At 41.6% G+C, this 25493-nt stretch carries 29 protein-coding genes; 6 read left to right on the top strand and 23 right to left on the bottom strand.

Features of this window, described 5'->3' with window-relative positions; all coding sequences use genetic code 11:
* Positions 1–196 precede the first annotated feature (196 nt).
* Together QMA13_RS20090 and yidD are read left to right on the top strand one after the other, a co-directional pair.
* On the top strand, positions 197–418 hold the full coding sequence (locus QMA13_RS20090; protein WP_282935530.1) for a hypothetical protein: 222 nt from the start codon (positions 197–199) through the stop codon (positions 416–418).
* 15 nt (positions 419–433) lie between these two features.
* Positions 434–940 (top strand): membrane protein insertion efficiency factor YidD, encoded by a 507-nt coding sequence (gene yidD, locus QMA13_RS20095; protein ID WP_282935531.1) that lies wholly within the window; start codon positions 434–436, stop codon positions 938–940.
* 158 nt (positions 941–1098) lie between these two features.
* On the opposite strand, the gene QMA13_RS20100 is transcribed toward yidD, so the two are convergent.
* The 10 genes from QMA13_RS20100 to QMA13_RS20145 all read right to left on the bottom strand — a co-directional run bounded on the left by QMA13_RS20100 (position 1099) and on the right by QMA13_RS20145 (position 8893).
* Positions 1099–1413 (bottom strand): hypothetical protein, encoded by a 315-nt coding sequence (locus tag QMA13_RS20100; RefSeq protein WP_282935532.1) that lies wholly within the window; start codon positions 1411–1413, stop codon positions 1099–1101.
* A gap of 117 nt (positions 1414–1530) precedes the next feature.
* Positions 1531–1734, bottom strand: coding sequence for a cold-shock protein (locus QMA13_RS20105; RefSeq protein WP_028548560.1), 204 nt, complete (start codon positions 1732–1734; stop codon positions 1531–1533).
* A 573-nt stretch (positions 1735–2307) separates the two neighbouring features.
* Positions 2308–2502, bottom strand: a complete 195-nt coding sequence (locus QMA13_RS20110) for a hypothetical protein (RefSeq protein WP_282935533.1) — start codon at positions 2500–2502, stop codon at positions 2308–2310.
* Positions 2503–2586: 84 nt separating this feature from the next.
* On the bottom strand, positions 2587–2814 hold the full coding sequence (locus QMA13_RS20115) for a cold-shock protein (RefSeq protein ID WP_282935534.1): 228 nt from the start codon (positions 2812–2814) through the stop codon (positions 2587–2589).
* A gap of 91 nt (positions 2815–2905) precedes the next feature.
* On the bottom strand, positions 2906–3106 hold the full coding sequence (locus QMA13_RS20120) for a cold-shock protein (RefSeq protein WP_028548564.1): 201 nt from the start codon (positions 3104–3106) through the stop codon (positions 2906–2908).
* A gap of 198 nt (positions 3107–3304) precedes the next feature.
* A complete protein-coding gene (locus QMA13_RS20125; protein ID WP_282935535.1) occupies positions 3305–4648 on the bottom strand; it encodes an ABC transporter substrate-binding protein in 1344 nt (447 codons plus the stop codon).
* Positions 4649–4694: 46 nt separating this feature from the next.
* Positions 4695–5855, bottom strand: coding sequence for an efflux RND transporter periplasmic adaptor subunit (locus tag QMA13_RS20130; protein WP_282935536.1), 1161 nt, complete (start codon positions 5853–5855; stop codon positions 4695–4697).
* Between the two features lie 22 nt (positions 5856–5877).
* Entirely contained in the window at positions 5878–6711 is an 834-nt protein-coding gene (locus QMA13_RS20135) for a carbohydrate ABC transporter permease (RefSeq protein WP_481858234.1), read from the bottom strand.
* A 59-nt stretch (positions 6712–6770) separates the two neighbouring features.
* On the bottom strand, positions 6771–7679 hold the full coding sequence (locus QMA13_RS20140) for a carbohydrate ABC transporter permease (RefSeq protein WP_282935538.1): 909 nt from the start codon (positions 7677–7679) through the stop codon (positions 6771–6773).
* A gap of 98 nt (positions 7680–7777) precedes the next feature.
* Positions 7778–8893 (bottom strand): sensor histidine kinase, encoded by a 1116-nt coding sequence (locus QMA13_RS20145; RefSeq protein WP_282935539.1) that lies wholly within the window; start codon positions 8891–8893, stop codon positions 7778–7780.
* A 219-nt stretch (positions 8894–9112) separates the two neighbouring features.
* Here QMA13_RS20145 and QMA13_RS20150 point away from each other — a divergent pair, with 219 nt between their 5' ends.
* On the top strand, positions 9113–9541 hold the full coding sequence (locus QMA13_RS20150) for a VOC family protein (protein ID WP_282935540.1): 429 nt from the start codon (positions 9113–9115) through the stop codon (positions 9539–9541).
* Between the two features lie 160 nt (positions 9542–9701).
* Here the strand turns inward: QMA13_RS20150 and QMA13_RS20155 are convergent, their stop codons facing one another.
* The 3 genes from QMA13_RS20155 to QMA13_RS20165 form a co-directional block, all read right to left on the bottom strand.
* Positions 9702–10574 (bottom strand): AraC family transcriptional regulator, encoded by an 873-nt coding sequence (locus QMA13_RS20155; RefSeq protein ID WP_282935541.1) that lies wholly within the window; start codon positions 10572–10574, stop codon positions 9702–9704.
* Positions 10575–10918: 344 nt separating this feature from the next.
* Positions 10919–13066, bottom strand: coding sequence for an ABC transporter transmembrane domain-containing protein (locus QMA13_RS20160; protein WP_282935542.1), 2148 nt, complete (start codon positions 13064–13066; stop codon positions 10919–10921).
* Positions 13067–13209: 143 nt separating this feature from the next.
* Positions 13210–13776 carry a TetR/AcrR family transcriptional regulator gene (locus QMA13_RS20165; protein ID WP_282935543.1) on the bottom strand — a complete coding sequence of 189 codons (567 nt, stop codon included), beginning with the start codon at positions 13774–13776 and terminating at the stop codon, positions 13210–13212.
* 223 nt (positions 13777–13999) lie between these two features.
* On the opposite strand from QMA13_RS20165, the gene QMA13_RS20170 reads away from it, so the two are divergent.
* The gene (locus QMA13_RS20170; RefSeq protein ID WP_282935544.1) at positions 14000–14986 is read left to right on the top strand and encodes an ABC transporter substrate-binding protein; all 987 of its coding nucleotides are present in this window, start codon (positions 14000–14002) and stop codon (positions 14984–14986) included.
* 664 nt (positions 14987–15650) lie between these two features.
* Here the strand turns inward: QMA13_RS20170 and panB are convergent.
* Positions 15651–16475, bottom strand: coding sequence for a 3-methyl-2-oxobutanoate hydroxymethyltransferase (panB, locus tag QMA13_RS20175; protein WP_282935545.1), 825 nt, complete (start codon positions 16473–16475; stop codon positions 15651–15653).
* A 361-nt stretch (positions 16476–16836) separates the two neighbouring features.
* On the opposite strand from panB, the gene QMA13_RS20180 reads away from it, so the two are divergent.
* Positions 16837–17568 carry a TylF/MycF family methyltransferase gene (locus tag QMA13_RS20180; protein WP_282935546.1) on the top strand — a complete coding sequence of 244 codons (732 nt, stop codon included), beginning with the start codon at positions 16837–16839 and terminating at the stop codon, positions 17566–17568.
* A 79-nt stretch (positions 17569–17647) separates the two neighbouring features.
* On the opposite strand, the gene QMA13_RS20185 is transcribed toward QMA13_RS20180, so the two are convergent.
* Both QMA13_RS20185 and QMA13_RS20190 read right to left on the bottom strand, forming a co-directional pair.
* Positions 17648–18145, bottom strand: coding sequence for a DUF1854 domain-containing protein (locus QMA13_RS20185; protein WP_282935547.1), 498 nt, complete (start codon positions 18143–18145; stop codon positions 17648–17650).
* A complete protein-coding gene (locus QMA13_RS20190) occupies positions 18145–20334 on the bottom strand; it encodes an ABC transporter ATP-binding protein (protein ID WP_282935548.1) in 2190 nt (729 codons plus the stop codon). Before QMA13_RS20190 ends, QMA13_RS20185 begins: the two co-directional genes overlap by 1 nt.
* Before the next feature lie 376 nt (positions 20335–20710).
* Between QMA13_RS20190 and QMA13_RS20195 the strand changes: the two genes are divergently transcribed.
* Positions 20711–21784 (top strand): CHAP domain-containing protein, encoded by a 1074-nt coding sequence (locus tag QMA13_RS20195; protein WP_282935549.1) that lies wholly within the window; start codon positions 20711–20713, stop codon positions 21782–21784.
* A 20-nt stretch (positions 21785–21804) separates the two neighbouring features.
* On the opposite strand, the gene QMA13_RS20200 is transcribed toward QMA13_RS20195, so the two are convergent.
* The 7 genes from QMA13_RS20200 to thyX form a co-directional block, all read right to left on the bottom strand.
* Positions 21805–22161 carry a barstar family protein gene (locus tag QMA13_RS20200; RefSeq protein WP_349254233.1) on the bottom strand — a complete coding sequence of 119 codons (357 nt, stop codon included), beginning with the start codon at positions 22159–22161 and terminating at the stop codon, positions 21805–21807.
* A gap of 16 nt (positions 22162–22177) precedes the next feature.
* Positions 22178–22630, bottom strand: a complete 453-nt coding sequence (locus tag QMA13_RS20205; RefSeq protein ID WP_282935550.1) for a hypothetical protein — start codon at positions 22628–22630, stop codon at positions 22178–22180.
* Between the two features lie 99 nt (positions 22631–22729).
* The gene (locus tag QMA13_RS20210) at positions 22730–23278 is read right to left on the bottom strand and encodes a hypothetical protein (protein WP_349254156.1); all 549 of its coding nucleotides are present in this window, start codon (positions 23276–23278) and stop codon (positions 22730–22732) included.
* A 55-nt stretch (positions 23279–23333) separates the two neighbouring features.
* Entirely contained in the window at positions 23334–23729 is a 396-nt protein-coding gene (locus QMA13_RS20215; RefSeq protein WP_282935551.1) for a DoxX family protein, read from the bottom strand.
* A gap of 119 nt (positions 23730–23848) precedes the next feature.
* On the bottom strand, positions 23849–24199 hold the full coding sequence (locus tag QMA13_RS20220) for a VOC family protein (protein ID WP_282935552.1): 351 nt from the start codon (positions 24197–24199) through the stop codon (positions 23849–23851).
* Positions 24200–24254: 55 nt separating this feature from the next.
* Entirely contained in the window at positions 24255–24659 is a 405-nt protein-coding gene (locus QMA13_RS20225; RefSeq protein ID WP_282935553.1) for a GNAT family N-acetyltransferase, read from the bottom strand.
* 40 nt (positions 24660–24699) lie between these two features.
* On the bottom strand, positions 24700–25401 hold the full coding sequence (gene thyX / locus QMA13_RS20230; RefSeq protein ID WP_282935554.1) for an FAD-dependent thymidylate synthase: 702 nt from the start codon (positions 25399–25401) through the stop codon (positions 24700–24702).
* Between the last annotated feature and the right edge of the window lie 92 nt (positions 25402–25493).

A 25493-nucleotide genomic window follows, 5' to 3' on the forward strand; every position in this document is an offset into this window, starting at 1 on the left:
AAGTAATCTAACAAACAACGACTCTGAACTTTTTTTAAAAGTTTGGGGTCGTTTTATTTATCCTCGTTCATCGGCAGTGGAGCTCCTTCAACCGATTCATTTTATCAAAATCAGTCGATTATAGTCGACTATTTCTTACTCATATAGTAAAATAATGGTACAAAAGACTCAATATAAAATGAAAAGGATGATACATATGAGGCAATATACAGCCATTCCGGGTCCCAAGAACATTCATGTTAATAAAGGGGATACTCAGGCAGCAGTGAATTTATTTTCTAGTATTATTAATCAACAAGCCCAATCCGGGTGGATCTATCATTCTATGGAGTCCATAGCCATTACCGAAAAGCCCGGTTGTTTTCAGCAGCCCGTTACAATTTACTATTATATGCTGATTTTTTACAAGGACATTTAGCTACAAGTGCAAAAGATGAAAGATTCAAAGACTAAGGAAACTGTTTTCGAGAATTTTCCATCAGAGGAAGATTTCTTAAAAATCTTACATGCAGGTTATGGTGAAGACGATCCACGAAGTATATTTTACAAGCGAACTCACGTTATACCTGAAATCAATTGGCGACAGGCTTTGTACCATGTTCTATATCCTCTATTGTTTGGTATCTTGATCTCCATCATCGTCTTTTATATATTGGTTCCTATCATTTCAGAGTATGCATTATGGATTGCTTGTACAGTATCGTTAACAGAAATTTTTTTGTACACTCTAATACGGGCCAAAGCTATTCTCATATGGGGAATTAAGGTTTATCAACATTTTGCTCCAATCGAGCTTCGAAATAAATGTCGCTTTGAGCCTAGCTGCTCAATGTATATGATTCAGGCTATCGAAAAATATGGAGCTTTAAGAGGAGTATTCCAGGGAATTAAACGGTTGCGGAGATGCAACATTTCTAATGGTGGACACGACTACGTATAGGACCAGAATAGCCCATTAATACCTATGGGCTTTTTCTCATACTAAGATCCCTGGTTTTCATTTCAAGCCAATACCGTACTCAGGTTTACGACTTGAGATAGACGAAAAAACCACTCTCTACAAGTGGTCCGATAAATATTTAGCTATTTATTCGGTTATTATTTAATAACGTCTATTTTAAACACATTGTCTAATTTCCCAGCTTCATTAAGTCTTTTCTTTAAAGGAACTTTAATATCTCGTCCTAATTCTTTAAAAAAGGTGTTCACATCACAATTCACATTTTCCAAAAATACTTTTACAATACCCTCTGTTCTAATGTTTTGATTCATATCAACCGGTACTGAAACATCAACCGCATAATGCTTGGTTAAAGTGTTGATATATCTTGTGAAAATTTCGATCAATTCACTATTATCAAAATTATCAATTGCGATTTGCCCTCTTGTTGTAAATTTCAAATCCACTCTCACTTTATATTTTCCCCATTTCTTTGAAAATCTGTGATTGTTTGAATCCGTTCACACATCTAGATTATATTTTCAGAAAAAAAGCTGCTCCTTTACATTTAGGAGCAACTTTGATTTGGATTAGTAAATTTTAGTCACGTTCTCAGCTTGTGGTCCACGGTTGCCCTGTGTCACATTGAACTGAACGCGTTGACCTTCATCCAACGATTTGTAACCTTCGCCTTCAATTGCGCTGAAATGTACAAATACATCGCTTCCGCCTTCTACTTCAATAAAGCCAAATCCTTTTTCACTGTTGAACCATTTTACTGTACCTGTTTGCAAATGTATTACCTCCAATTGATATTTAACATGATCATTTTCACACAAATAAAAATTCACACATTGAAAAAAGTTCCATCGAAAAATGAGACTCTTTTCAACATGTGAATTCATTTTCAATATTTATATATGTATCTTACCACAGTTAGATCAAACAATCAAGTTTCTGAAGCGTCTCCCCGAAAAAGGAAGCCCAATGCTCCTAGTTATCAAATAAGAAAGCCACTTGCGTAAGTGGCTTCGAGACTTCATGGCGTCTTCTCGTCCTAGTCAGAATTCTCTGAGTCACTTAAGAAGTAGATTACTTTCTTTTCATTTGGATACAGATAGGACCGATCTGAGTGTTGATGAATGTAATATTCATCTTTTGAAATGACAGTTACTCTTTGTCGGGATTCTCCATCCAGATAATTAATATCCTTATGAAGAAAGGTGCAATCTTTGTTCGCAAGTAAAAATAGCCTAATTTGTCGTAATGTGTATGACTGGTCAACAAGCAGTTCCTTTGGAATATCACTGAATTTATAGACGACCATCTACTGCACCACCTAGCCGCGTTATATTTGCTGCAAAGACTTATCTTACCTTGAATCGAAATTCTTTCTTGGAAAAATAATCACTTGCAATACAAACAGCGTCATCATCATGCTGTTTTATAAAGCCACCAAAATCGATAACCTGATTTCCGCGCCAAACCGAAACCGGAACTTTCCAATACATAGCGTTATCAAAATCCACTTGCTCCAAGAGCAATTGATTTTGTATTAACAAAAGCATCACCTCTTATCGTTCATTTTTTTATGACAACTTATTTTATAATAAAATCCTAATAAGCCAGCTGATCCTTAGCGAACGCTAAATCTGCACACCGTCTTTAAGTAATTTCAAATCACCGTTTGAATTTTCTACTATGGGCAACAGCTTAACACTGCTTACCATTGTTGAGTGGCAAATCCGGCAAGTGGGTGTATAAGCAAATGCGAAATTATCCCGCATCCAGCCCTTGCAGTCTTCTTTGGAGCATGACCATATCTTTGTTTGCTCCTGCGGGAAATCTTCCATCGTTTTTTTGCGGTAATACATGGATAGCCCCTCCTTTATAAAAAAACAACTGCCCTCAACTCAAGCGAATTAAGGGCAGCTGCTTTTTACTTTTCTTAAAGTTTTGCTGGTCTTACAGTTTTACAACATTCTCGGCTTGTGGACCGCGGTTGCCTTTTACTATGTTAAATTCAACCCGTTGACCTTCGTCCAACGATTTGAAGCCATCGCCAACGATTGCGCTAAAGTGTACGAATACATCGTTGCCACCTTCTACTTCGATGAAGCCAAAACCTTTTTCTGCGTTAAACCATTTTACTGTTCCTGTTTCCATTTAAAAAGCCTCCAATAAAATATTATACTCATAAAAAAAACAAAAATTCACGAAATTGAAAAAGGTTCCATCTAACAAATGTACACCTCTTACAACATGTGAATCAAGGTCTCAATTATTTGATTAATCATACTATAACACACTTATTATGAAAAAGCCATGCTTGATTTTTATTATTTTTTTTAAGCCATCATTCCCCTACTCATTCAAATAAGTCGTCGCCCGGTTCTGGATCAACTTCGCTACTTCTTCTGCAGACTTTTGACCGCTGAAGAAGGCTCTCGACTCATCGCCCACAATGGAAATCACTTTACTATCCAGCCCGGCAAATCGATCTGCTGTCTGTATGAGCTGTTTGAACTGTGTAAATTGTTCGTCAGGCACCTTGGCTCCTTTCCCGCTATCCAGCTTGAATGTTCCGCTCTTTACTTGGGCTTGAATTTCGCTCAGCACCTTCTCATTTACAGATCGTAGCAGCGAGAAGCCTCCTCTATCCTGGAGGGATTGAACGTCAGCGGATAACATGAAGGCAATAAACTTCCATGCTTCTTCTTTAACAGGCGACTTGGCTTGTATCGCAAACTGAGATGAAGGAATGATCCTCATTCCTCCGTTTTGTCCCTTGGCATGTGGCTTTTGCATTAGCTTCGGATTGGCGAATAAGGAGTAGGGTCCCTCAATAAAATCAGCTGGGGAGGTTATAACGGTAGAATAGAACAATTGTTTCCCGAAATCCGCTGATTCCGATGTCATAACTTTATCGTCGTACATTTTTTTTATTTGCTGCATCATCTCCCCAAATAAGGGAGAGTCGAACTTGGCCTTTAGAGCTGCCCGGTCAACGAGCTCCGCGTAACTATCCACAACCATCTCTTGAAGGAGTAATTCCGGCGGATCATTAGCTAAGGCGTATCGGCGCTCCTTACTGTTCTTCTCTGTCTCTTTCATGAGTTTCTTGGAAATCTCAGCAAACTCCGGCCAGGTCCAATTCTTATCGTCGACATTCACACCAGCTTTTTTCAGAATGTCTCCATCGCCTACGAAAGCTCTCAAGGAGAACGCTGATGGCATCGTATACCAACCGCCATTTAACTGAATAGCTTTCAATATGTTCATATGTAAATCATTCTTGTTCAACGTTTGATCTTTGTCCATGAAATCATTCATATTGACGAGCAGCTGTTTGCTCACATATTCGCCGACGGGCAGGTCGCTGACTTCAAGAATATCTGCTCCTTTTCCTGAGAGTAGGGCGGTATTTGTCGTTTTTTTGTAATTCTCAAAATCTCCCCCTCCCCATTTTTCTCCCATTTTTTTATACGTTTGAATTTGCAGGTCGATGTCTGGATACTTCTCCTCGAATTTCTTCTCTACCACCTGATAGAACGGGCTAGGTTCTTTCATCGATAAAGTAATAATCGTTTTCCCCTCTTTAGTTTTCGGTTTCTCCTTATTTGCCGTTTCTACGCTTCCACCAGAACTGCATGCGGTCGTTACCGTCATCACAATGCCTATCCCAATAATCCCTATCCGTTTTATCATCTCTATTTGATTCCTCCAATTTCATTATTAAAGAATGCGAGTTGTTCTACTGAAGACGCACACGATTGCCATCCTGTAGAGGCTCACTGCTTTCTACAATAATTAGGTCGCCCTCATAAAGATTACCTGAATTTACCAGCGTTTCATGGTCATTTGTTTCACTGGCATAAATTCGAACTTTACGCGCAACAAAGGTATTGCCCAGTGCTCCCATCTGCTCTTCGATTTTAAATACAAACTTGCCTTCGCGATCCTGATGAATGGCTGTATTGGAAATGTTCAATCCCTCCTGACTTGAACGTTTCTCTAATTTTATCAATGCCTGCTCACCTCCCTTTAGCTCGGCGTCCGTCACCTTGATGCGAAGAAGCTGTTGAGGGATCGTTGTTACTCTCAATGAATCTCCGCTAGACGAACTCTCGGTTCGCGGCTCTGTCGTCGCCATTTCCTCAATTAATCCTTCGATAGTACGTACCCCTTGGTCCTGAACCGTATGAACCTCGACTTCGAGCTTCTGCCCTAGCGCTAGCCCAAGACTCAACAACAGCTTGGTATCGGCAGTAAACTCAAATCGATATCCCTGATTGCTGTTCGAGATACCAATATCCGGTTCTCCCGAAGAGACTAGCCCTTCCACGGCATTCGTTTTCGTGATAATTCCATCGAAAGGAGCGATTGCTTCCTTTTTGCTTACCAGTCGTTCCTTCATTTCATCGATTTTACGTTCTTGCATTCCCAGATCGAGTTTACGAGTTTCGATATCACGTATCACACTCCGGTTCTTGAACGCATCTCCTTCTGTGGTTGTTTGAATGAACTGATCCTGGCTGTTTTGCAGCTCGATTTGCAGCTTTTCCAGCTGGGTGATTTGGTCCTGCAATTCTCGTTCGGCTGATTTGCTGTCGTAGATAATGAGCTGTTGCCCCTTCTTTACGCGATCTCCTTCCTTCACGAGAAGCTTTTGTACTCTCCAGCCCGCTGGGTTCGATAGTTTTACTTCAGCTAACGGTCGCAGAGTTCCGCTTCCTTCGAGCTTCTGTACCAAGCTTCCCTTTGCCGACTTTTCCGTTCTTACTTTCGGTAAGGTTGCCGATTGCAGCGTGTTGCTGAACAATGTAAAGAACACCAGCAAACCTATAAAAGCCATGAACACGATTTGAATGTTTCGTTTGCGCCTGCGATCCACCGACGCTTGTTCTACCTCCATACTCTCCTCCTATCTACAACAACTATCCCTTAATGCCGGTCAGCTGAATACCTTCAATAAAATACGCTTCCGCATAGAGAAACAACAGTACCATCGGAGCCATGTAGAGCATGGATGCAGCAAAAGCAATCCCCAGTTCCCCACCATTAACTCTAGATAAATATACCGACAACGGCTGCTTGAACGGATCGTCCAGAAAAATAAGCGGCTGCTCCACCATGTTCCAATAATCTACAAACAAGAGGATTATGAGCGCGGAAAGTCCTGGTTTGACCATAGGAATAATGATCGTGTAGAAAATCCGCAAATGACCAGCACCATCCATCTTCCCCGCTTCTATATAAGCGTATGGAATATTAAGCATGAATTGTCGAAGCATAAAAACACCGAATGCTGCAAAAATACCCGGCAGTATGATCGCTTGCGTGCTGTGAAGCAGCCCAAGCTTATCTGCCATAATGTAATTCGGCACGAGTGTCACTTGGAACGGCATGAGCATCGTCAAGAGATAGATAAGGAACAGCGTGTCACGGCCACGAAAATTCAGCTTGGATAGCGCATACGCAGCCAATGAAGCAACAAAAGTTTGTCCTGCGACGATCGGTACAACCATAAACACCGAATTCCAGAACATCATGAGATACTTGGGGCTATTCACCAACAACTTGCCATACTGCTCCAAGGTCACTTGATCGGGAAGCAACTTCAAATTCACATAAGGAGTCATTTTCCCTGAAGTCGCTTCGTAGAGCTGCCCTATCGGCCCATAATTGAGTCCAATTTCTTGTTCTGTCATGAGAGAATTTGTGAATGTAATCACAATCGGAAATAGCAGCAATACAGCAATACTGCTCATGATGATCGTTAGCGTGCTTTTATGTAATATTTTCACAAAGGACAATCTCTCTTTCCCCCTTATTCCATGAACCGACGAAATCGTCGTTCGAGCACAAACAAGCCCATGACAATAATAAGAATGCAGCCGACCATCAAGGTTGCCGCCGCTGTCAGCTTCTGAATGTCTAACGACATGAACATGTTGTTCATATAATGCTGTAGCATGTAGATACTGTCTTGAGGATAATCGCCTGCGATCAAATACGTTTCCCTAAATACTTTAAACGAGTTAATGATCGACATGATGATTACAAAGAACATGGTGGACGTTAGATAAACAAGGGTAATACTGGCAAACTGCCTTATGGGTCCAGCTCCTTCGATTTGTGCTGTTTCGTAATAGTCCTTCGGAATTTGCTGCAGCCCCGCCAAAAATAAAATGACATTATAGCCTACGTTCTTCCATATATAAATGACAATGACCACGTTTCTCGCTGCATCGGTTTTCATCCAATCCACACGACTGTAGCCAAAATAACTCAGCCATAAGTTCAAGGAGCCGTTCCAATCGAACAGTATCTGCCAGATTAGAATAATCGAGGCTACGGGTACGACAAGCGGCATCACATAGGCCGTTCGCAGCCATTTTCGAATATATATTTGTTTGTTCAACAGCATGGCCAAACCGAGCGACAGCACAAGCATAAGCGGAACACTAACCACGCTAAAATAAAATGTATTGGACGCCGCCTTCCGGAAGGAACTGCTCGCAAGCACCTCATGGTAATGATCCAAGGTAACCCTGTGGCTGTCCTCCACTAAAGAGAAAATCACCCCCATGGCAAAAGGAATCAAGTAGAACATCGCAAATCCGATCCCGCTCGGTGCAAGAAAAATCCATGCCGCTGCTGCGTCCTTGCGCAACCATTTTTTTAATTTGTTCTCCTTTATAGACCCACGCCCATGCCAAAGACCCCACTTCTTCATTCTCAGCTTCCTCCTGCTCTACATGCTTGTAGAATAGGACAGACTGATAAAAAAAGAAGTGGGGTAAATCTAAAATTTCCCTTAAATTTACATAATCGTTAACCGAGGCCTGTGGTTGGGCTATGGCTTTCATTAGGCAAACGGACTTCAAATAGCGTGCGTATCAAGCTACTTTGGGCCGAAATGGTACCTTGATGCTTAACCACAATATTTTTCGCTATGAACAAGCCTAGTCCCGTGCTTCCCTCTTGGTGGGTTCTTGCCTTGTCACCGGTGAAAAACATATCAAAGATATGCGGCAGCTCTTCCTGTGGAATGGGGTCCCCAAAATTAATAACTTGAACTACCACGTCTTTCCCATCCAGATAGCCATTAATATCTATAAACATGCCATCTTTGCCATACCGAATGGCATTCGTCAGAAGATTCTCAAACACACGTGCCAACAGATCCCCGTCACCCAAAATATTCAAACTAGGAGCTACTTCCACTCGAGTAGTTAAATTGTTTTTCTCAAAAACCGGGTATAACTCCTCATTCAATTGGCTGAGAAGCTCACTAAGATCCAATGAATTACGTTCGATAGTTAGCTGGCCGTAGTTCATTCTAGTGATTTCGAAAAGCTCGTCGATCAGTTTTTCCAACCGTTGGGACTTGGTATATGCTATGCTCGTGTAGTGTTTCACCTGTTCCGTGGTCAACTGATTGTCCTGGAGAATGAAATCCAAATAACCTAATACAGAAGTCAGTGGCGTCCGTAAATCATGAGCCAAATTCAAGATTAATTGTTCCTTGCTTGTTTCAGCAAAATCTCCTCTTTCCACAGCCTGCTGTAATTTTGCACTCGCCAGGTTGATATCTCTTGCAATATCCCCGAACTCGTCTTTGGTTGGAATATGGATACGGCTGTTAAAGTCGCCATTGGCAAGCTGATTAATTCCCTTGGATATTTCATGAAAATAGACGGCATACCGTTTGGTAAGGAGAAAGAAGAACAAAATCGATAGGGGAATAAAAATAAGCAAAAAGCAGTTAATATCCCCCACTTCTCTCATGAAGTAACGGACTTTAGTCAATGGGTCTTCATATTTTGTCGTATGGTAATAAAATTGGAGAATTTTATAAAAAATATAAGTAATTGTCCCGGCAAAAAACATACTTAGACCAAATAATAGGATCATTTTTGACCGGAAGCTTCGGATCATTTCAGCCATCGAATCAGTTCCCCACTCCTTGTTAATAATTAAGAATTACTGACATTATATCAGATATTATAAATTCATTCCCGATTCGAGATCTGATGCTCACCACCATTATATTGAAATATTGTTAAAATGAATCAAAATCAAAGTGTATTTGTTTACTTACAGGTACATAATACGATATATTGAATTAGGCATGTCTCAATCATTAACCATTTAGGAGTGAAGCCAATGTCCGTTGATGTTTATCTGAATTTTAATGGAAACTGTCGAGAAGCCGTCGAGTTTTACGCAGAGGTCTTTGGTACGGAGAAACCGCGAATGATGACCTTCGGTCAAGCGCCGCCCAACCCAGAATTCCCGCTTCAGGAAGATGCAAAACATTTAATCATGCATGCACGGCTTGACATCGATGGAAGCAATGTAATGTTTTCTGATGTTTTTCCTGGAATGCCCTTTGTTGCCGGAACCAATATCAGTCTCTCTATTGTCAATAAGGACATCGAGAAAATTAAATCCTTTTTTCATAAGCTGAAAGAAGGTGGCACAGTAGGTATGGAACTTCAAGAAACCTTTTGGAGTAAATGCTACGGCAGTCTCAAAGATAAATTCGGAATCGACTGGCAATTCAATTATGACAATGGCAGCATGGGCATGTAACTACTAAAATAAATAAGGATATGGAGTTCTTCTAAGGAGCATTCCATATCCTTTTGATTTATCCAGACTGGTTATTGTAGTACACGATAAAAAAGAGACGCCATTACGGCGTCTCCATATCAACAGAACTCTATCAACTTTTTTCTTTTAGGTCTTGCTTTCATTTTCGGACAACTGGAATCCAGATTTCACTTTTAAAAGTTGGGGATGTAATCTCCTTGTTCTCGTTCCATAAAATCTCCGGACCCTCTTTTAGCTCATAGTTGGAGGAAGGGAACCACTCGGAGTAGATACGCCCCCATAAGTTTTGTAATGTTTCAGGAAACGGACCGACCGCTTCGAATACAGCCCATGTCGATGCAGCTACTTCCAATTGAGCCCAATGAGCCGGACATTCCTTTGTTGTGGCAACGCCGATATAATGATCGAGCTCTCCCTTCTCCTCCATCCGACCTTCCGAAAAGTTCGTAGATGCGCTAAGCAGCCCCATTGGAGTGACATTAGAAAACTTCTTAAGATTAACAATCGCCTCTTCATTTAAGCTTTGCCACATAGAAGCGATTTCCGGATTCACTCCATGGAAAATAATCGGAACTCTTTTCTTAATACCAATGATGTGAAAAGCCTCTTTTTCTTCGATACGGTAGTTCATTGCATTCCCTCCTTTGATGGTTAGTTGAAAAGTCATCTGCGGGAAGGCTTTTAATGTTCGGCCCTGATTCCTGGCTTCGGACGGTGTAATTCCATGCAACCCTTGAAAGGCTTTTGCAAAAGAATCAGGCGATTCGTATCCATACTTCATCGCAACATCAATAATCCTTAACTGACTGTTTGCAAGCTCAAACGCTGCAAGTGTAAGTCGCCTGTAACGAATATATTCTGACAACGATACACCTGCAAGGAATGAAAACATTCTTTTAAAATGATACTCCGAGCAATAAGCCAGCCTGGCTACCTCTTTAAAATCAATCTCTTGATCAAGATTGTCTTCAATATAGCTTAATGCTTTATTCATGTTCTCCAGCAAATTCATGACCTATCTCCCTCCCGCATATTTAGAATAGCAGAAGCTCTAAGCGTCTATCCGACATTTCGTGCACAGATAAATAGGTTTCTTGCATTGGTTACTTGGTATCTAGACATTCTTTGGACAATGTTATACTCAAATTATCTCTTTCATAATCATTTTCTTGTTTCTTTGTAAATGCTGGAAAATGGAAAAGATAGCTCACAAAGTCTCTAAAAAACTGCTTGTCGAAAAAACGAGAGAAGCTTACGACCGCAATAAGCATGTATAATGAACCCCAGAAAAAAAGCATGGCTACTTCCCATCTCGGAAATTAGCCACGCTTTCTAATTATTTACTCTGCACCCCCATCATATTCTCTTCGCCAGCGTACGCTCCAGAGCTGTAATAATTTGCGGGTAAGCAGCGGTTAATTGATTGAATTCTTCCCGTCTTACGGATAACAGCACCGTTGGTCCTATGGATCTGACCGTAGCGTTACGAGGACTATTGGTAAGTAAAGCTATTTCTCCAAAATGGTCACCATCCTGCAGTACAGCGACCCGCTTCTCGCCTTCGTCTTCAAAATGCTTTAAAATCTCTACTGAGCCTCGGACAATAATATAGCATTTATTGCCCTCCTCACCTTGACTAATAATCGTTTCTCCCTCTGAACAGGTCTCTGTTAAGAACAATGAAGCAATATTTTGCAAAAGACTCGGTTCAATTCCTTCAAAAAATGGAAGTCTAGCCAAACGGTCAACATCCACCGTCGCATGAAGACCATCCTGGGACAGGTGGAAACCATGCTGTTTGTCCCACAGATCAGCGTAAACTCCGTTTAATTGCAGCAGCTCCTGATGCGTACCAGACTCTACGATACATCCTTCTTTGAATACATAGATGTTGTCGGCACTTACGACAGAAGCTAACCGATGGGTTACTGAAATAATCGTCTTCTCCCCACGAAGCTGTTGGATCAGCTGATTAATATCTGCCTCCGTAGCAGGATCCAGAGCTGATGTCACTTCATCTAGCAGCAGCAGCTTCGGTTTGCGAAGCAGTGCCCTTGCGATAGCGATTCGCTGCCGCTCACCACCGGACAAAGATCCCCCTTCATGATGAACCCAAGTATCATAACCTTCCGGCCAACCGGAAATTACGTCATGTATTTTAGCCAGCTTCGCTGCTTCTATCATTTCATTATCTGAAGTATTAGTGCTATCGAGCAATAAATTATCGCGAATCGATGTATGAAATAAAAAAGTATCCTGAGAAACCAGCGCCGAGAGCTTTCTTAAAGAAGCCTCGCTCACCGTTTGTAAATTTTGGTCGCTAATAGCAACAGTCCCCTGTTTAGGATCATAGAAACGTGACAGCAATTGCAGGGCTGTGCTTTTCCCTGAGCCGCTAGCCCCAACGAAAGCAACGTAAGTCCCTGCTTCAATATGCAGATTAATATCGCGTAGCTGAGTAGCTTTATTGTTATAACCAAAGGTAACGTGCTCCATCCGAACCGAAGGCAGCTTCGAAGGAAGCTCAACCGGTTTGTCTGCTTCAGACATGTCCGGCTGCTGGATGAAAATTTCACCGACCCGTTGGAGACTAATACTCGAATCGATAAGATTCGGTATAAGGAATGCCATATTGGAGCCTGCTTGTCCGACGCTCATAAACAAAGTAAAGAAAGCCATGAAGCCGCCGACTGTCATCTCATCGTGGAATATTAAGTAACCCCCGAACCCGATCATGACTCCGTTCAAAATAAGTAAAGTCGTTAGAGGCATACGCTCCATGATCGAATTGGTGACATGCAGTTTTAATCCTAACGTAAAAAGACCCTGGATCTGCTTTCGTGCTATCTCCATGAAGCGCTTCTGCAGATGCAAGCCCTTAATGGTTTTATGTCCTTTGACCATTTCATCAATAGAATTTGAAAACCGCTCCTGCGCTTCCTTATACTCTACATTCGCAGTTTCTGACCGGCTTTGCAACAATCGGGGGCCTACGAACAATAATATGGAGCCTGCCAGAACAGCAAGCGTCAGCTTCCATTCAATTGAGAAAAGCATAACGAGCCCGAGAACAATACTTAGGGTCTCCCTTATCAATAACGGCATGGATGCCCGAATGACTCTTTCAACAGCTCCCATATCTGAAGCAAAGCGCGTGACTAGATCTCCCACTCTATACCGCTGATAAAATGGAAGAGATTGCTTCTGCATATGGCTGAACAGATCAAGTCTCAGTCGTCGGATAACTTCTCCGCTCAGCTTGCCAAGCGAATAATCCCCACAAAAGCTAGCAGCAATGTTAATTAAGCCTCCGCCTATCAATATGCTCAATATAATAAGAAATACTTGAAAATTTTTGGGGGTGAACGCCTCGTCCACCAAATATTTGAGACTTAAGGGAGCTGCCACCGCATAAGCCACTTCAAAGAAAATACTGAACAAAAATATACCGCACAGAAGTTTATATCTTGCAAAATAACGCAGCAAAGCAGGTAATAAATTCAATTCGATCTCCGCCTCCCCGTACCACTAGCTTACCGTAGTTTATTCTGGCTGTAAACGGTGATACAGGGAATAACAAGTCCATATAGATAGGGAAGTCTGCTACTACTGTTATCTACTTAACCCTAGGTACAATAATGAATTACTTATAAATGAGCACGAATCGATACGGTCAGATCACTAACCATCCTTCCGATTTCCTCCGGCGTCAAATGATAATGATTTAACGTCCACTCAATCAGCATTAAATGAACGATGGAGGACAGCGATTTATGAGCATAGAATCGGTACGTATCCTCCGTAATTCCGGCACCATCATGTATCTCACTGTCTGACAGCTCGTCGAAGAAATCGCAAATGCTTTTATATATAAGTTGTCTGATCTTACGATCTTTAAGCTCAATATTATGGATTAATGAAGAGGGCACGTTAGACTTCCAATGACGGAATAGTACAACGAGCATCTCCTCGTTAAAAGCAGACGGTTTACCAATATTATCCTGCATGCCTTTCAGTAAGCGTTCCAAGTAGTTAAGTAATATATCATCCTTGTCTTCAAAATTACGATAAAAGGTTTGCCTTGCAAGCCCCGCCCTGTCTGTGATTTCGGTTATCGAGATGGAGGAATATGCTTTCTTCTCCATAAGTTGAAATAATGCGGTTTGAATCCATTCTTGCGAACGCAAAGCTAGTTTGCCTGGCTGTTCAGTCAAAGTGTTACACTTCCTCTCATCTGTCCATTTTCGTGAAAAATGCTGCAACAAGCATTGCATGAACTCAAGAATTATATTAATGTAACAACTATACCACATGTTACACTTGTAACTTGTGTTTTCGTAAACTGATGTTTCTTAATAAAAAGAGGGATCCGTCTACGCACTTTTAATTGATAATGATTATCATTATACACCATGAATATCGAAAGGGGATTTTCAATTGTTACGTTCAAAAAAATGGGTTGCTTTAAGTTTATTTCTTGTATTGTCATTGCTGGTTTCGGCATGCGGTGCTCCAGCGAATCCAACAGCAACCAAAGCGCCCGAAGAAAAGAAAAATGAAGCTTCAACAAATGCTAAACGTACCGTCAAGCATGCTATGGGAGAAACAACCATTACTGGAACGCCTCAACGTATTGTCGTGTTGACCAATCAAGGAACAGAGTCCTTACTAGAGCTGGGCATTAAGCCAGTCGGAGCAGTTAAATCGTGGATCGGTGATCCTTGGTTCGATCATATTAAAGACAAAATGAGCGGAGTTCAAGTTGTCGGGGATGAGACGCAGCCTAATCTGGAGCTTATCGCCAGCTTGAAGCCAGATTTAATTCTAGGTACTAAAGTGCGTCAAGAGAAGGTTTATCCTCAGCTTTCCAGTATAGCTCCAACCGTGTTTACGGAAAATCTCGGGGATAGCATGGTGGAGAATTTCAAGCTATATGCTCAAGCATTGAATAAAGAAGCTGAAGGAAAAGCTAGTCTGGACAGCTTTAACCAATCCATTCAACAAACTAAAACAGCTCTTGGTGATAAAACGAAAATGCGTATTTCCTTAGCCCGTTTTCAACCTGGAAAAGTTCGCGTATATTACAAAAATAATTTTGCCGGTGTCATTCTTGAACAGTTGGGCTTTGCCCGTCCGGAAGCTCAAGACAAGAACGACTTCTCCGCCGATATAACAACAGAGCAAATGGCCGTACTGGATGGCGACGTGTTCTTCTATTTCACTTCAGACCGTGAAGGTGAAACCGGTGCTACCAAGACAGCTGAAGAATGGCTGAATAGCCCTATTGGTAAAAATCTGAACGTTGTCAAAAAACAGCGTACCTTCAACGTAAATGAACCTATTTGGAACACATCCGGAGGCATCATTGCAGCAAAGCTGCTTGTAGAAGATATTAAATCAAGGTTTGAAAAGCTAAGCTTATAATCTCAATCACCAATAAAGCTTTCTTCTTTGGGAAATTTAATCTCAATGAAGAAAGTTTTTTTGCTTGTGAATTTTCTGAAAATTTAAAAATATTAGATTGACTTGAAAATGCTTACACATTTACTATTTTTTTAATAGGACTAATTAACTATATAGAGGAGTGGTTAGGCATGAAACCAATCGTAGTGGATAGTTCCAACAGTTGCTTTGAGGATTATATGAATTTCAGTAAGCTCTCGAAATATGAACTTGCAGCCCTCCAAAAAAAACTATTATACAGAGCTGCACTCCTTAAGACATGAGCTGGATCTGCTTCTTCTTGAACTTCAGGCCTTCCATCTTCAAAAATCGTATAGTAAATCTGCATAATGATGGCTGATTATCATACTAAAGCTCCTTACTAAAGAGAAGCTTATCCGGATTTATCACATGAAGTGCTCCGGAGAAAGCTTCTTTATTTGTCTCAGACGAAAACACCTTTCGACTTCTAAGCTGACATTGTTCCTCACCTCCTTGAAATAAAAAAACCAGATGATAGTAAACCGAATTTGGTTTAATCATCTGGTTTTTACTGATACCTGATTTAATTTTTTTCCCAATAGGGATTCCCGCAGCTTCGAGAAGTTATGCAGTTGTAAAGAAGTAATCTCTTCGTGCTGCTCAATTATCTATTCATTGACAACCAATGCATCAATTGTTCCCGTTCCTGTTCTTTCATATTTCGAACGTTCGCAGGTTGCGGAAACTCATTAAACTCTACTTCATGCACATACGTTTGAAATGCCTCATGCATGATATCGCCTATATTGGCGTAATTTTTAGCATGCCTTAACTCACGTGCGGTAATGCCCAGCATATCTTGTACTATAAGAACCTGTCCATCTGTATATCGTCCTGCCCCTATCCCAATGGTCGGAATAGCAAGCTTTTCCGAAATAACTTTACCAAGCTCTTCAGGTATAAGCTCCAAAACCATCATGCTTGCGCCAGCGTCTTGTAAAGCTATAGCATCTGACACCAATATTTTAGCTGAATCATAGGTCTTTCCTTGAACAGCAATTTTGTTATGATACTGTGGGTTATATCCAAGATGAGCCCAGACCTCTACTCCGTTATTGGATAAATGCGATATTACATCTTCTTGCATTCCTTCTAGCTTTACGCCATCTGCTCCATGTGAGATTAGTTCTCTAGCTGTGACCAACGCCATACCGGGATTAACGTACGTTTGGTATGGCATATCCGCAAGCAAATATGATTCCTTAACTCCCCTACGTACTGCTTTTAAATGGTGAATCATTTCATCTAAAGTAACTGAAGTCTCACGTTCATAACCTAATTCGTTAGTACCTAGGGAATCCCCTACAAAAATCACATCCAGTCCCGCTCGGTCTTGCAATACAGCGGTAGGATAGTCGTAACACGTTAGCATCGTAATCTTAAGAGCATTTTGTTTCTTTTGGTGCAGATCGTTCATTGTTTTTGGCATGGTACATCCTCCTTAGTCTCTGTTCACGTTGGAATCAAAGCATGGAATGGAAAAGAAAAGCATTCTTCTTACGTTAGGTATGTCTCGCGTGGATGACATCCCAACATATAAAACTTTAACACATTCTATCCTTCCAGTCATTATTATCCAGTTGATTATTGTTAAAGAATTCGCATAAGGCATAGGCATCTGCAGCTAACAGCGGTTTCCCATATCCCGCCATCATAGCTAAAAATATTGATCATTATCGGAACACTTATGAAGAGATCTTTCAGCTATATGACAATAGCTCATACACATTTGACATTTACGAATATATTGGTTTTATCGTAGTGAACATGTGGAGAGGGTGTGTACCTGCATGGCAGTAGACTCAGCTCAAGAGCTCTATTTAGAATTACTGAAAAAAACAATTTTATATGAGATATGGATTGAACATGAAACTGGAGCCATCCCAGAAAATCGCAGACAAGGGCTTGATTGGCCTGCTATTGCACATAGTATGATTGGTCGGTTACGAATGAACAATTTGCACGATTGCATGAAATCTGTCATTGCAGACAATATTGAAGGCGATTTTATCGAAACCGGGGTTTGGAGAGGCGGAGCTTGTATTTTCATGAGGGGTTTCCTTAAAGCCTATGGCATTACTGACCGTCGTGTATGGGTTGCCGATTCTTTTGAAGGACTGCCTGCCCCTGATGTGGCCAATTATCCTGTGGATGAAGGAGCCATTTTTCATACTGTAGATTTCCTGAAGGTATCTTTGCAGGAAGTCGCCCGAAACTTTTACAAATACGATTTGCTTGACGAACAAGTACGGTTTCTTAAAGGATGGTTTAAAGATACATTACCTACAGCACCGATTGAGAAGCTAGCTATTGCCAGATTAGATGGAGATATGTACTCTTCTACAATGCAAAGCCTAACAAGCTTATATCCAAAATTGTCTATTGGCGGTTATATCATTATTGACGACTACTCAATAGGCTACTGCTCAGCAGCAGTACATGATTTTAGGGCACAACATGGTATTATAGAACCAATTGTTCCAATCGATATTACTGGTGTATATTGGAGAAAAATGAAATAGCCACTTTCCTGAGTCAGCAAAGAAGCTGTCGCTCCCCAATTGGAGTGCAACAGCTTCTTGTTATGTCAATTGTTATATTCTATAAAATTTTACCCCACTGCTTCCGACTATGCGCATCTAGAGCGTTAATATCTTCAATCTCACAGCGTCGCCCTTCAATGTCCGATATCAAATAACGACCGGGGGCTGGTGATTGAAGATGCTCGTGCAAATTACGAAGAGCTAGCGTCATTGTGCCAAGCGTAGTCTCTACATTCCATATCCATAGAGCTGGTTTCTGAGCTATTTTCTCAATATGGGTTATACGCGGTATCAAATATCTTAGATTCAACTCTCTCTCCGCTTCTTCGCGGCTTCCGTCTTCGAGCTCACTAAGCTTGAGGATGATTCCTATTTCTTCCTCTTTGGGAGTGCGTACCGAGATGTATTCCGTTGGTCGTGAGAACGGATATGCACGATACAATAGCACCTCCGGATATTCTACCCCATCAATAACCGCCTGCAGTAGACCTCCCGCACTACGAGCCAACCATACGTTACGGGAATCGAGCAGAACAATTTCATACGGATCGCGCATCAGCTCTGCACCCCCTTAATTTTCGATAGCTCTCTTTGTGCCTCCACCAGCTTGTGATAGGCTCCTTTTTTGTCAAGCAATTGTTCATGAGTACCTATCTCGGCAATTTGACCCTTATCCAATACGACCAGCCGATCCGCATTCCTTAATGTAGATAAACGATGCGCAATTGCAAACGTAGTACGGCCTTTTACAAGACGTGAAATGGCTTCTTGTATTTGCCGTTCCGTCTCCGTATCTACGGATGCTGTAGCTTCGTCGAGAATAAGAATGCGAGGGTCATGTACAATAGCTCTCGCTATTGCAATACGCTGCTTTTCACCGCCGGAAAGGCGATGCCCCCGCTCCCCTACCTTCGTATCATATCCATCGGGCAGACGAACGATAAAATCATGCGCATTGGCGATTTTGGCTGCTCTCATGATCTCTTCTGGCGTTGCATCCGGTTTGGAATAGGCAATGTTCTCCGTAATGGTTCCGTCGAAAAGAAAGGTTTCCTGCAGGACGACACCAATTTTTTTGCGCAGATCTTCCTGCTTGATCTTCTTCAGTGGAATTCCATCTATCGTAATATGTCCTTGGTTGGGATCGTAGAACCGGCAAATCATATTAATAAGTGTCGACTTTCCTGCGCCGGAATGCCCGACCAGACCGATCATTTCTCCAGGTGCTACGTTCAGGTCGATATTTTTCAATACAGGATGATGCGTCTCATATCCGTAGGAGACTTGATGAAGCACCACTCTACCTTCTACCCAATCCATGGGAACTGGCTCGATATCGTCCGGTACATCCGACGGAGTATCCATGATTTCGAAGACACGATCCGCCGCCGCCATAGCTCTACTGGTCCAGTTCAGTGCTTGGCTGAACCATTGCAGCGGTCCGAACAACATTCCTAAATAAGCAGTAAAAGCCATTAGAGTACCAAGGGATATTTGATCGCGAAGCACCATCCAACCGCCGAAGTACCATACAAGAATCGCACCAGAGGTCGAGATAAGGGCGAACAATGGGAATACACCCTGCCACATACCGTCTGCTCGAATATTTTGCACGACCAAATCTTTATTAGCATCGCTATAGCGTGACATCTCCGTCGGCTCCTGGCCGAATGCTTTCACGACACGTATTCCTTGAAGAGCGTCACCCACTAGCATATTCAGCTTATTAATAGCTCTCCAATGCCGATACCATCGCGCACGTATAGTTGGCCAAATGAATAGCGATGTTATTACGATCAATGGTGTAGGTATAATGGCATAAATAGCAAGCTTCCAATCAAGACTAGCCATCATTGTAATGATAGCTGCAAGCATTAGCACCTGTCCGGTTATCCACATGACACCGTCCGTTAAGAACTGCCTCATTGCTTCAGCATCACTATTGACTCGACCGATAAACTGTGAGGTTTGCCTGCGATCGAAGAATCCAAGAGACAACCTCATGAGCGAGGAATAAATATCTTTACGGATATCCCCCATCAGTTTTCCCCCAACCCATACTCCCATATAGCCTCGAAGGGTTTGCATAATGGAAAGCATGACTCTGGTTCCGGCAAGCCCTAGAACGAACCATAACAGAGCAAGTCCAAAGCTCTTAGGCTGTAACACATCATCCACTATCACTTTAGTTAAAAATGGCGGGACCAGCTCCATCAAAGTAGCTGCAACCAGCATCAGCGCAGCCGTCGTCATCTGTACTCGATATGGCTTAGCATAGCTTAAAAGTCTTGCCGCGACCTTTCCTTTATCGGTACACACCGAACATACCTGGGTGCCTTCTAACAAGGGCGTTCCGCACTGGGTACATCGTCTTGGCAAATCCTTCACGGACGCCACGGGAACCTCTTCGTTGATAGAAAGCGCTTTAATCAACTTGGCAGCAAATCCGAATTTCCCCGCGTGGCTCGAAGTATAGCGGATTAGCGCTACGGGTCCTTTTCCTGTGTCTGCAATTAATGTGCCACCTCCGATAGCCGAAACAATACGGCATTCGGATATTCCTCCGATCGGCAGTTCCTTGAGGACTTCACCTTCAGCATTGAAAACCATTACTTCATCATCCATCACAATGAGCCATCGCTCACCGAAATGGCCTTCCTCATCCACATCGGCCATTGCAGCAAACATGGGCTGTGCTGACAAGCTGGCCTCTACGGCTTGTGGAAGTTTTTCCAAAATGGACATGAACTTTTCTCTCCTTTACCTGAGCGCATCTGACTTGAACCCGATTCTGATGTCTCTTCAGGGAGTTAATCAACGAATCGCTTAGAGGACCTGACTCCTCTGACCTTACTTATCTTATGATGACTACATCCAAAATACCAAGGGAAAGAACGTTTATAACAAAATATACCATAATAATTACAAACATATGTTCTCCGAAGATTATTTTAACAGAGCTCCACATTAAAGTAAACCATTATTTTCCTAATATTCATAAATTAAGTGCGTTCATTTTTTAAAAAATCCCCCTATGATTTCATCTTATGGTATGGAATAATAAGGAAGCCTTGTGTTGAAATAATTTCATTTAACATTAACTACTCAGGAAGGAAACAAGATGTATAGGGAAGGTACTAAACGACTGGATAGTATCAGTATCATAGTTGATGAGATGCTGCTAACCATATCCGACGCAGACAGAAGACGCAATGCTTATATTCATCTGTACGGTGTATCCAACTTTGCTTCTATGCTGGCCCACAAAAGAGGACTTCATGCAGAACTTGCAGCTATAGCAGGTATGCTTCATGATTACTATTTTTATAAAACGGGAATTTCGACCTTTCATGCCGAGAACAGCGCAGAAGCGGTAAGACCTATTCTTAGAAATACGGGGCTATTTTCAAAAGAGGAACTACGAACCATCCTTCGCTCCATTTTTTATCATAACAATCAAATGAACCAGCATGGCGTATATGAGGAGACAATAAAAGACGCAGTGATGCTGCATCATTACTTTCACAATCCGAAGGATGAACCCTTTCAGAGCAATAGATTGCAATCACTACTATTAGATTTATCAATACCGATTGGCACTTCTGTAGAACAAATAGCTCCTACTGATACTCCCTCAAGCGTTCCCACTATCAACAGACGACAATTATGGGCGGATTTTGCCGAGGAGCACGCTTCAAAGGGGATTTGGGGAATGGCTGGCGATCAAGATTACCGGGATCTGTGCGCACATTGGCCAGACAGTAACATCTACGTTGTATTAAAAGACAGCTGGTGCGCAGCTTTCGTTTACTATTGCTGCAGACAAGCAGGATTGCTTCTGCCGATAAGATACCCGAATGGAGTATGCCGATTCGCAGGCGTCGCTGCATGGCTTGAATGGGCTCAGCTTCCTGATATCCGTTGTTTCCATAGTGGAATGGAGGAGGATTTCACGCCATCCAGAGGGGATATCGTAATCTATGAAAAGTTACTCTCCGACGATCCCCATGACCATATCGGGATTGTACTGTCCTGCGATAACGACGTACTGATCGTGGCCGAAGGAAATAAGGATAACAAGAACCAATCCGCAATAGTACATCGGGATCGCAGAAAATACGTAGCTGGCTACATCCGTGTAGCTAACGAATATCAGTACTCATTTACAGGTGAGTATGAGCCTATATTGAATTGAATAGACCAAGGGGCTGTTTCTCACGGTTCTAAGATAATCGTTACATTACGGTTAAGAAACAGCGCTATAAGTGTTATCATAAACGATTTATTATCAGATTTTATGTTGTCATTATTAATTTCTAAATTTTCATTACTAAGAAAATTATCTACTTTATCCCAATGGATCTTGAATGGCGCTCTTGCCCCAAATCCTCCACAAAGGCAATCTGAGAGACCGTCTAGACCACTTCCATAATACCCACCAGGCCCATTTATTGCTTCACCTAAAGCACAAAAGAATGATGTTTGATCTTTAATAAATAATCCGTCTAAGTAATAAATTTGGTTCTTCTTATCTTGTATCTTATCAACTATTCTAATATTACCTGCAAAAATCCTAGTAAAGAATCAACTATATTAAAGTTTGAAAAAATCTATTCTTCACTTCTTTATTATTTTGATCCGCCCATTCTTTGACTTTTTCTAATCCAATTGCTTCTTGCTGTTTGTTAAAATAAAAACATAAATCAATAGGAACTATTCTCTTTCCGTATAATTTAAAGCCAATCCTATTGTAATTCATGAAAATACATTCAATTTGAGATGCAGTATATAGTTTTCCATTTGTTGATATTACGTAATCGATTCCTAAAGTAATATTAAGCTTTGTAAAAAATCGCCGTTTCACTAAGACTCCTATTATCGTTACAACGATAAGCATCACAAGAACATAAAAGTACTTAATGAAGATATTTCTACTATTTAATAAGTTGAGAATAAGACATCCTTCTAGTAGCAACATTGCCGTGATGTTAAAAAGAGCTTTTGGATGTATCGTATCAAAAGATTGTGGGTTGTTTAACATCAACAAATTCCTTTCTTACCGAATATTAAAAAAGAGGCTTACAAAGTCTCTAAAAGACTTCGCTCCCCTCATGCTTTCGTTTCCGTTTAAGCTGTCCCATCATTTCCAGCCTTTATATTTCCCTATAATCGTCTCATCCCAGATTTGAACCTCGATATACCGTTCCGGACCATGACTGCCATCTGCATTCCATTCTTGAGGAAAACCATACTGCTGAATCAAGTCTAGGATTTCTGGTTTCGTATAGACGTTGCCCCGGTATGGCTTGCCATCCTTATAACGCATTGTAGGGAATAAATCCCCATAAGTGAAGCTGATGCTTTGATCTTCAAACTCATCCATTGCGATCTTAAGCTCCTGACCATTTCTATACCAATCCTTAATCCAATGGCATGGACCAAGCGTCATATTATGAGGATAATGATTTATTGGCTTCCCGCCCTTCATTATAAAAAGCGCTCTGGCTGTGCTCTCCACTTCACGCCTTATGGTTAAATACGTCTCTGATCGTTGACTAGCGAATAGTCGACTATCCCGCTTTAAATCATTTATCACTTTCTGAGCCATCTCGTCGCTCAAGCTTGATAAATTAGCGAAGGACCCACGTTCCGATTCGTAGTAATGGTATAAATAATGTTCGCTCATCATCCTATTTCCCTCACAAACTAAGACCACTCCGCAGCAGAAGGGTCTTAGATTTCACTTATGATTTAATGAATGGAATTAGCTTGCGTACGTTCTCATCTCTCAGCCATAATCCTCCCCAAGTCAAAACAGCTAGATAGATTGGAAATAAAGTATGAGTCAAAAGCGGAGCATCCATTCGAATATGAGTGGCAACGACTCCGCCAAAATATGCGGTCAACAGCATTGCACCCAAAACAGACGTACGTGGAATGGAATACAAAAGGGTAGGAATCAGCCCCAGGACACCAATTAGAGTGATGTGATGCTCGGCATAGCCAAGCGAGACGGTACCCTCTACAACGGGAGCCGGTTTAATAAATTTGAATACACCATCAAATAACATGAACAGAATAACTAGCCAGCCCATTATCCTTGCTGTCCACAGCCGACCTTTTGACATACGAGCAGTCATGATTTATCAACCTCTCTCAAAATGATGATAAACCCATAATAGCATGTAACCTTCTGCCACATTTCTTCTAAATTGCTCTTTTATGTGGGCTGACATACAGAATCTTCAACATTATTCCCTCAGGTATGGGCTAGAATATTGACCAGCTTGCCAAATGGATCTCGGACATAAAATCGTCGAACCCCCCACGGCTCATTTACCGGTCCGTATTCAATGTGAAACCCTGCTTCTTTCATACGAGCATAAGCAAGCTCCACATCATCGACTTCAATCGATAGATCTGGCGTAGGTGTCGAAGAACCGCCTTGCGATGCGACACTAATTTGAACACTCATTTCCTGATTAGACCCGTATGTCGCTATCCACCCATGATCCATCAATAAATCAAGGCCGAGTACATCTTGATAGAAACTTTTGGCTGCCTCAATATCTTTCGTAGCTATATTGGCTACAATTCGTTTGACGAGCATAACAACCTACCTCCATCTATTGGCAGCGCCTCTTTTTTCATATTTCCAATTTAATCTAATTTATTTTCCTTTTAATTACAAATGCCTTATCGGCTCGCTCGAAACCGATTTTTTCATAAAATCCAACAGCCTTGGGCGCTGAGGTTAACACATACTGAATCTCATCAACGCCTAGTTTTCTTTTTAACATAGCAATAAGCTCTCTACCTATTCCTAAGCCTTGATAATCGCGATCTACCGCAAGGTCCGATATATAACAGCAGTAGGAGTAATCCGTTACCGCTCTTAGAATTCCGATAAGCTTATCGCCGTTCCGTACTGTCATGATCTCATCTGCATGGTCGATCATCCGTTGAATACGTTCCAAATCGTCCACCGGCCGTCGTATTCCCGATGCTCTGAATAGTTCAGCGACTTCTTCAGAACTACAAGCCCTGTCAGATTGATAATTCAGTTTCATAATTTGAATACACCTCATCTAACTTCATTAGGTATCCAATCTACTGCATCAATTCAGCAACAGAATAAGGGAATAACGGCTTGCTCAGCTCCAAAATCGCTTTTGCATAATCCTGTATTTCCTTTTGAGCATCATGCTCCAGTCTTTGATTAAGGAAATGGCACACGGATTGAAGTGAAGCAGTCCAGTACCAACGAACGTACATGCCATACGATGGTAAAAACAATCTCGCCTGTTCCGCACACACTCCGTCGTTTAGAGCAGCTTCATACTTTTGAATACCCAGCTCGATATAGTCGATTAATTGCTGAGTCAGTTTCATCCCTAATTCCTTATGTACCGCTTCGCCGCTGCCTTGTTTGGAATTGGCCGGTTTGCCTCTCCATTCTTCTTCCTTCGGAATATAAAATGTCGGCTCCTCCGTAATGTATCTTCTACTGGATTCATTCCATCCCTCAAGACTGTCCCCTGTTCCCTCCATATGAGCGGAGCCAACTACATACTTCCACCATTGTCTTGCTACCATTAATGGAGCGTACACCTCGAACTGCAGCATGACATGTCTAAAAGGCGAAGTATGGCCTTCCCTCGCTAGAAATTGAATCAATCGAATATCTTTACTATCCAGTTCATTGGATTCTTTGGCATAGGATACACGCGCCGCGTTAACAATCGTTAAATCCGATCCCATATGATTGACAAGCCTTACGTAGCCTTTATCTAGAACTTGAATAAATGACATTAACATCAACATCCCTTTACAGTGTGGTCATAACACAAATAAATGCAGGTTACAGAACAGGGAGATTATACCATATCATCATGAAAATGTGT

The sequence above is a fragment of the Paenibacillus sp. RC67 genome, assembly GCF_030020805.1.
Taxonomy (GTDB): Bacteria; Bacillota; Bacilli; order Paenibacillales; family NBRC-103111; genus Paenibacillus_S.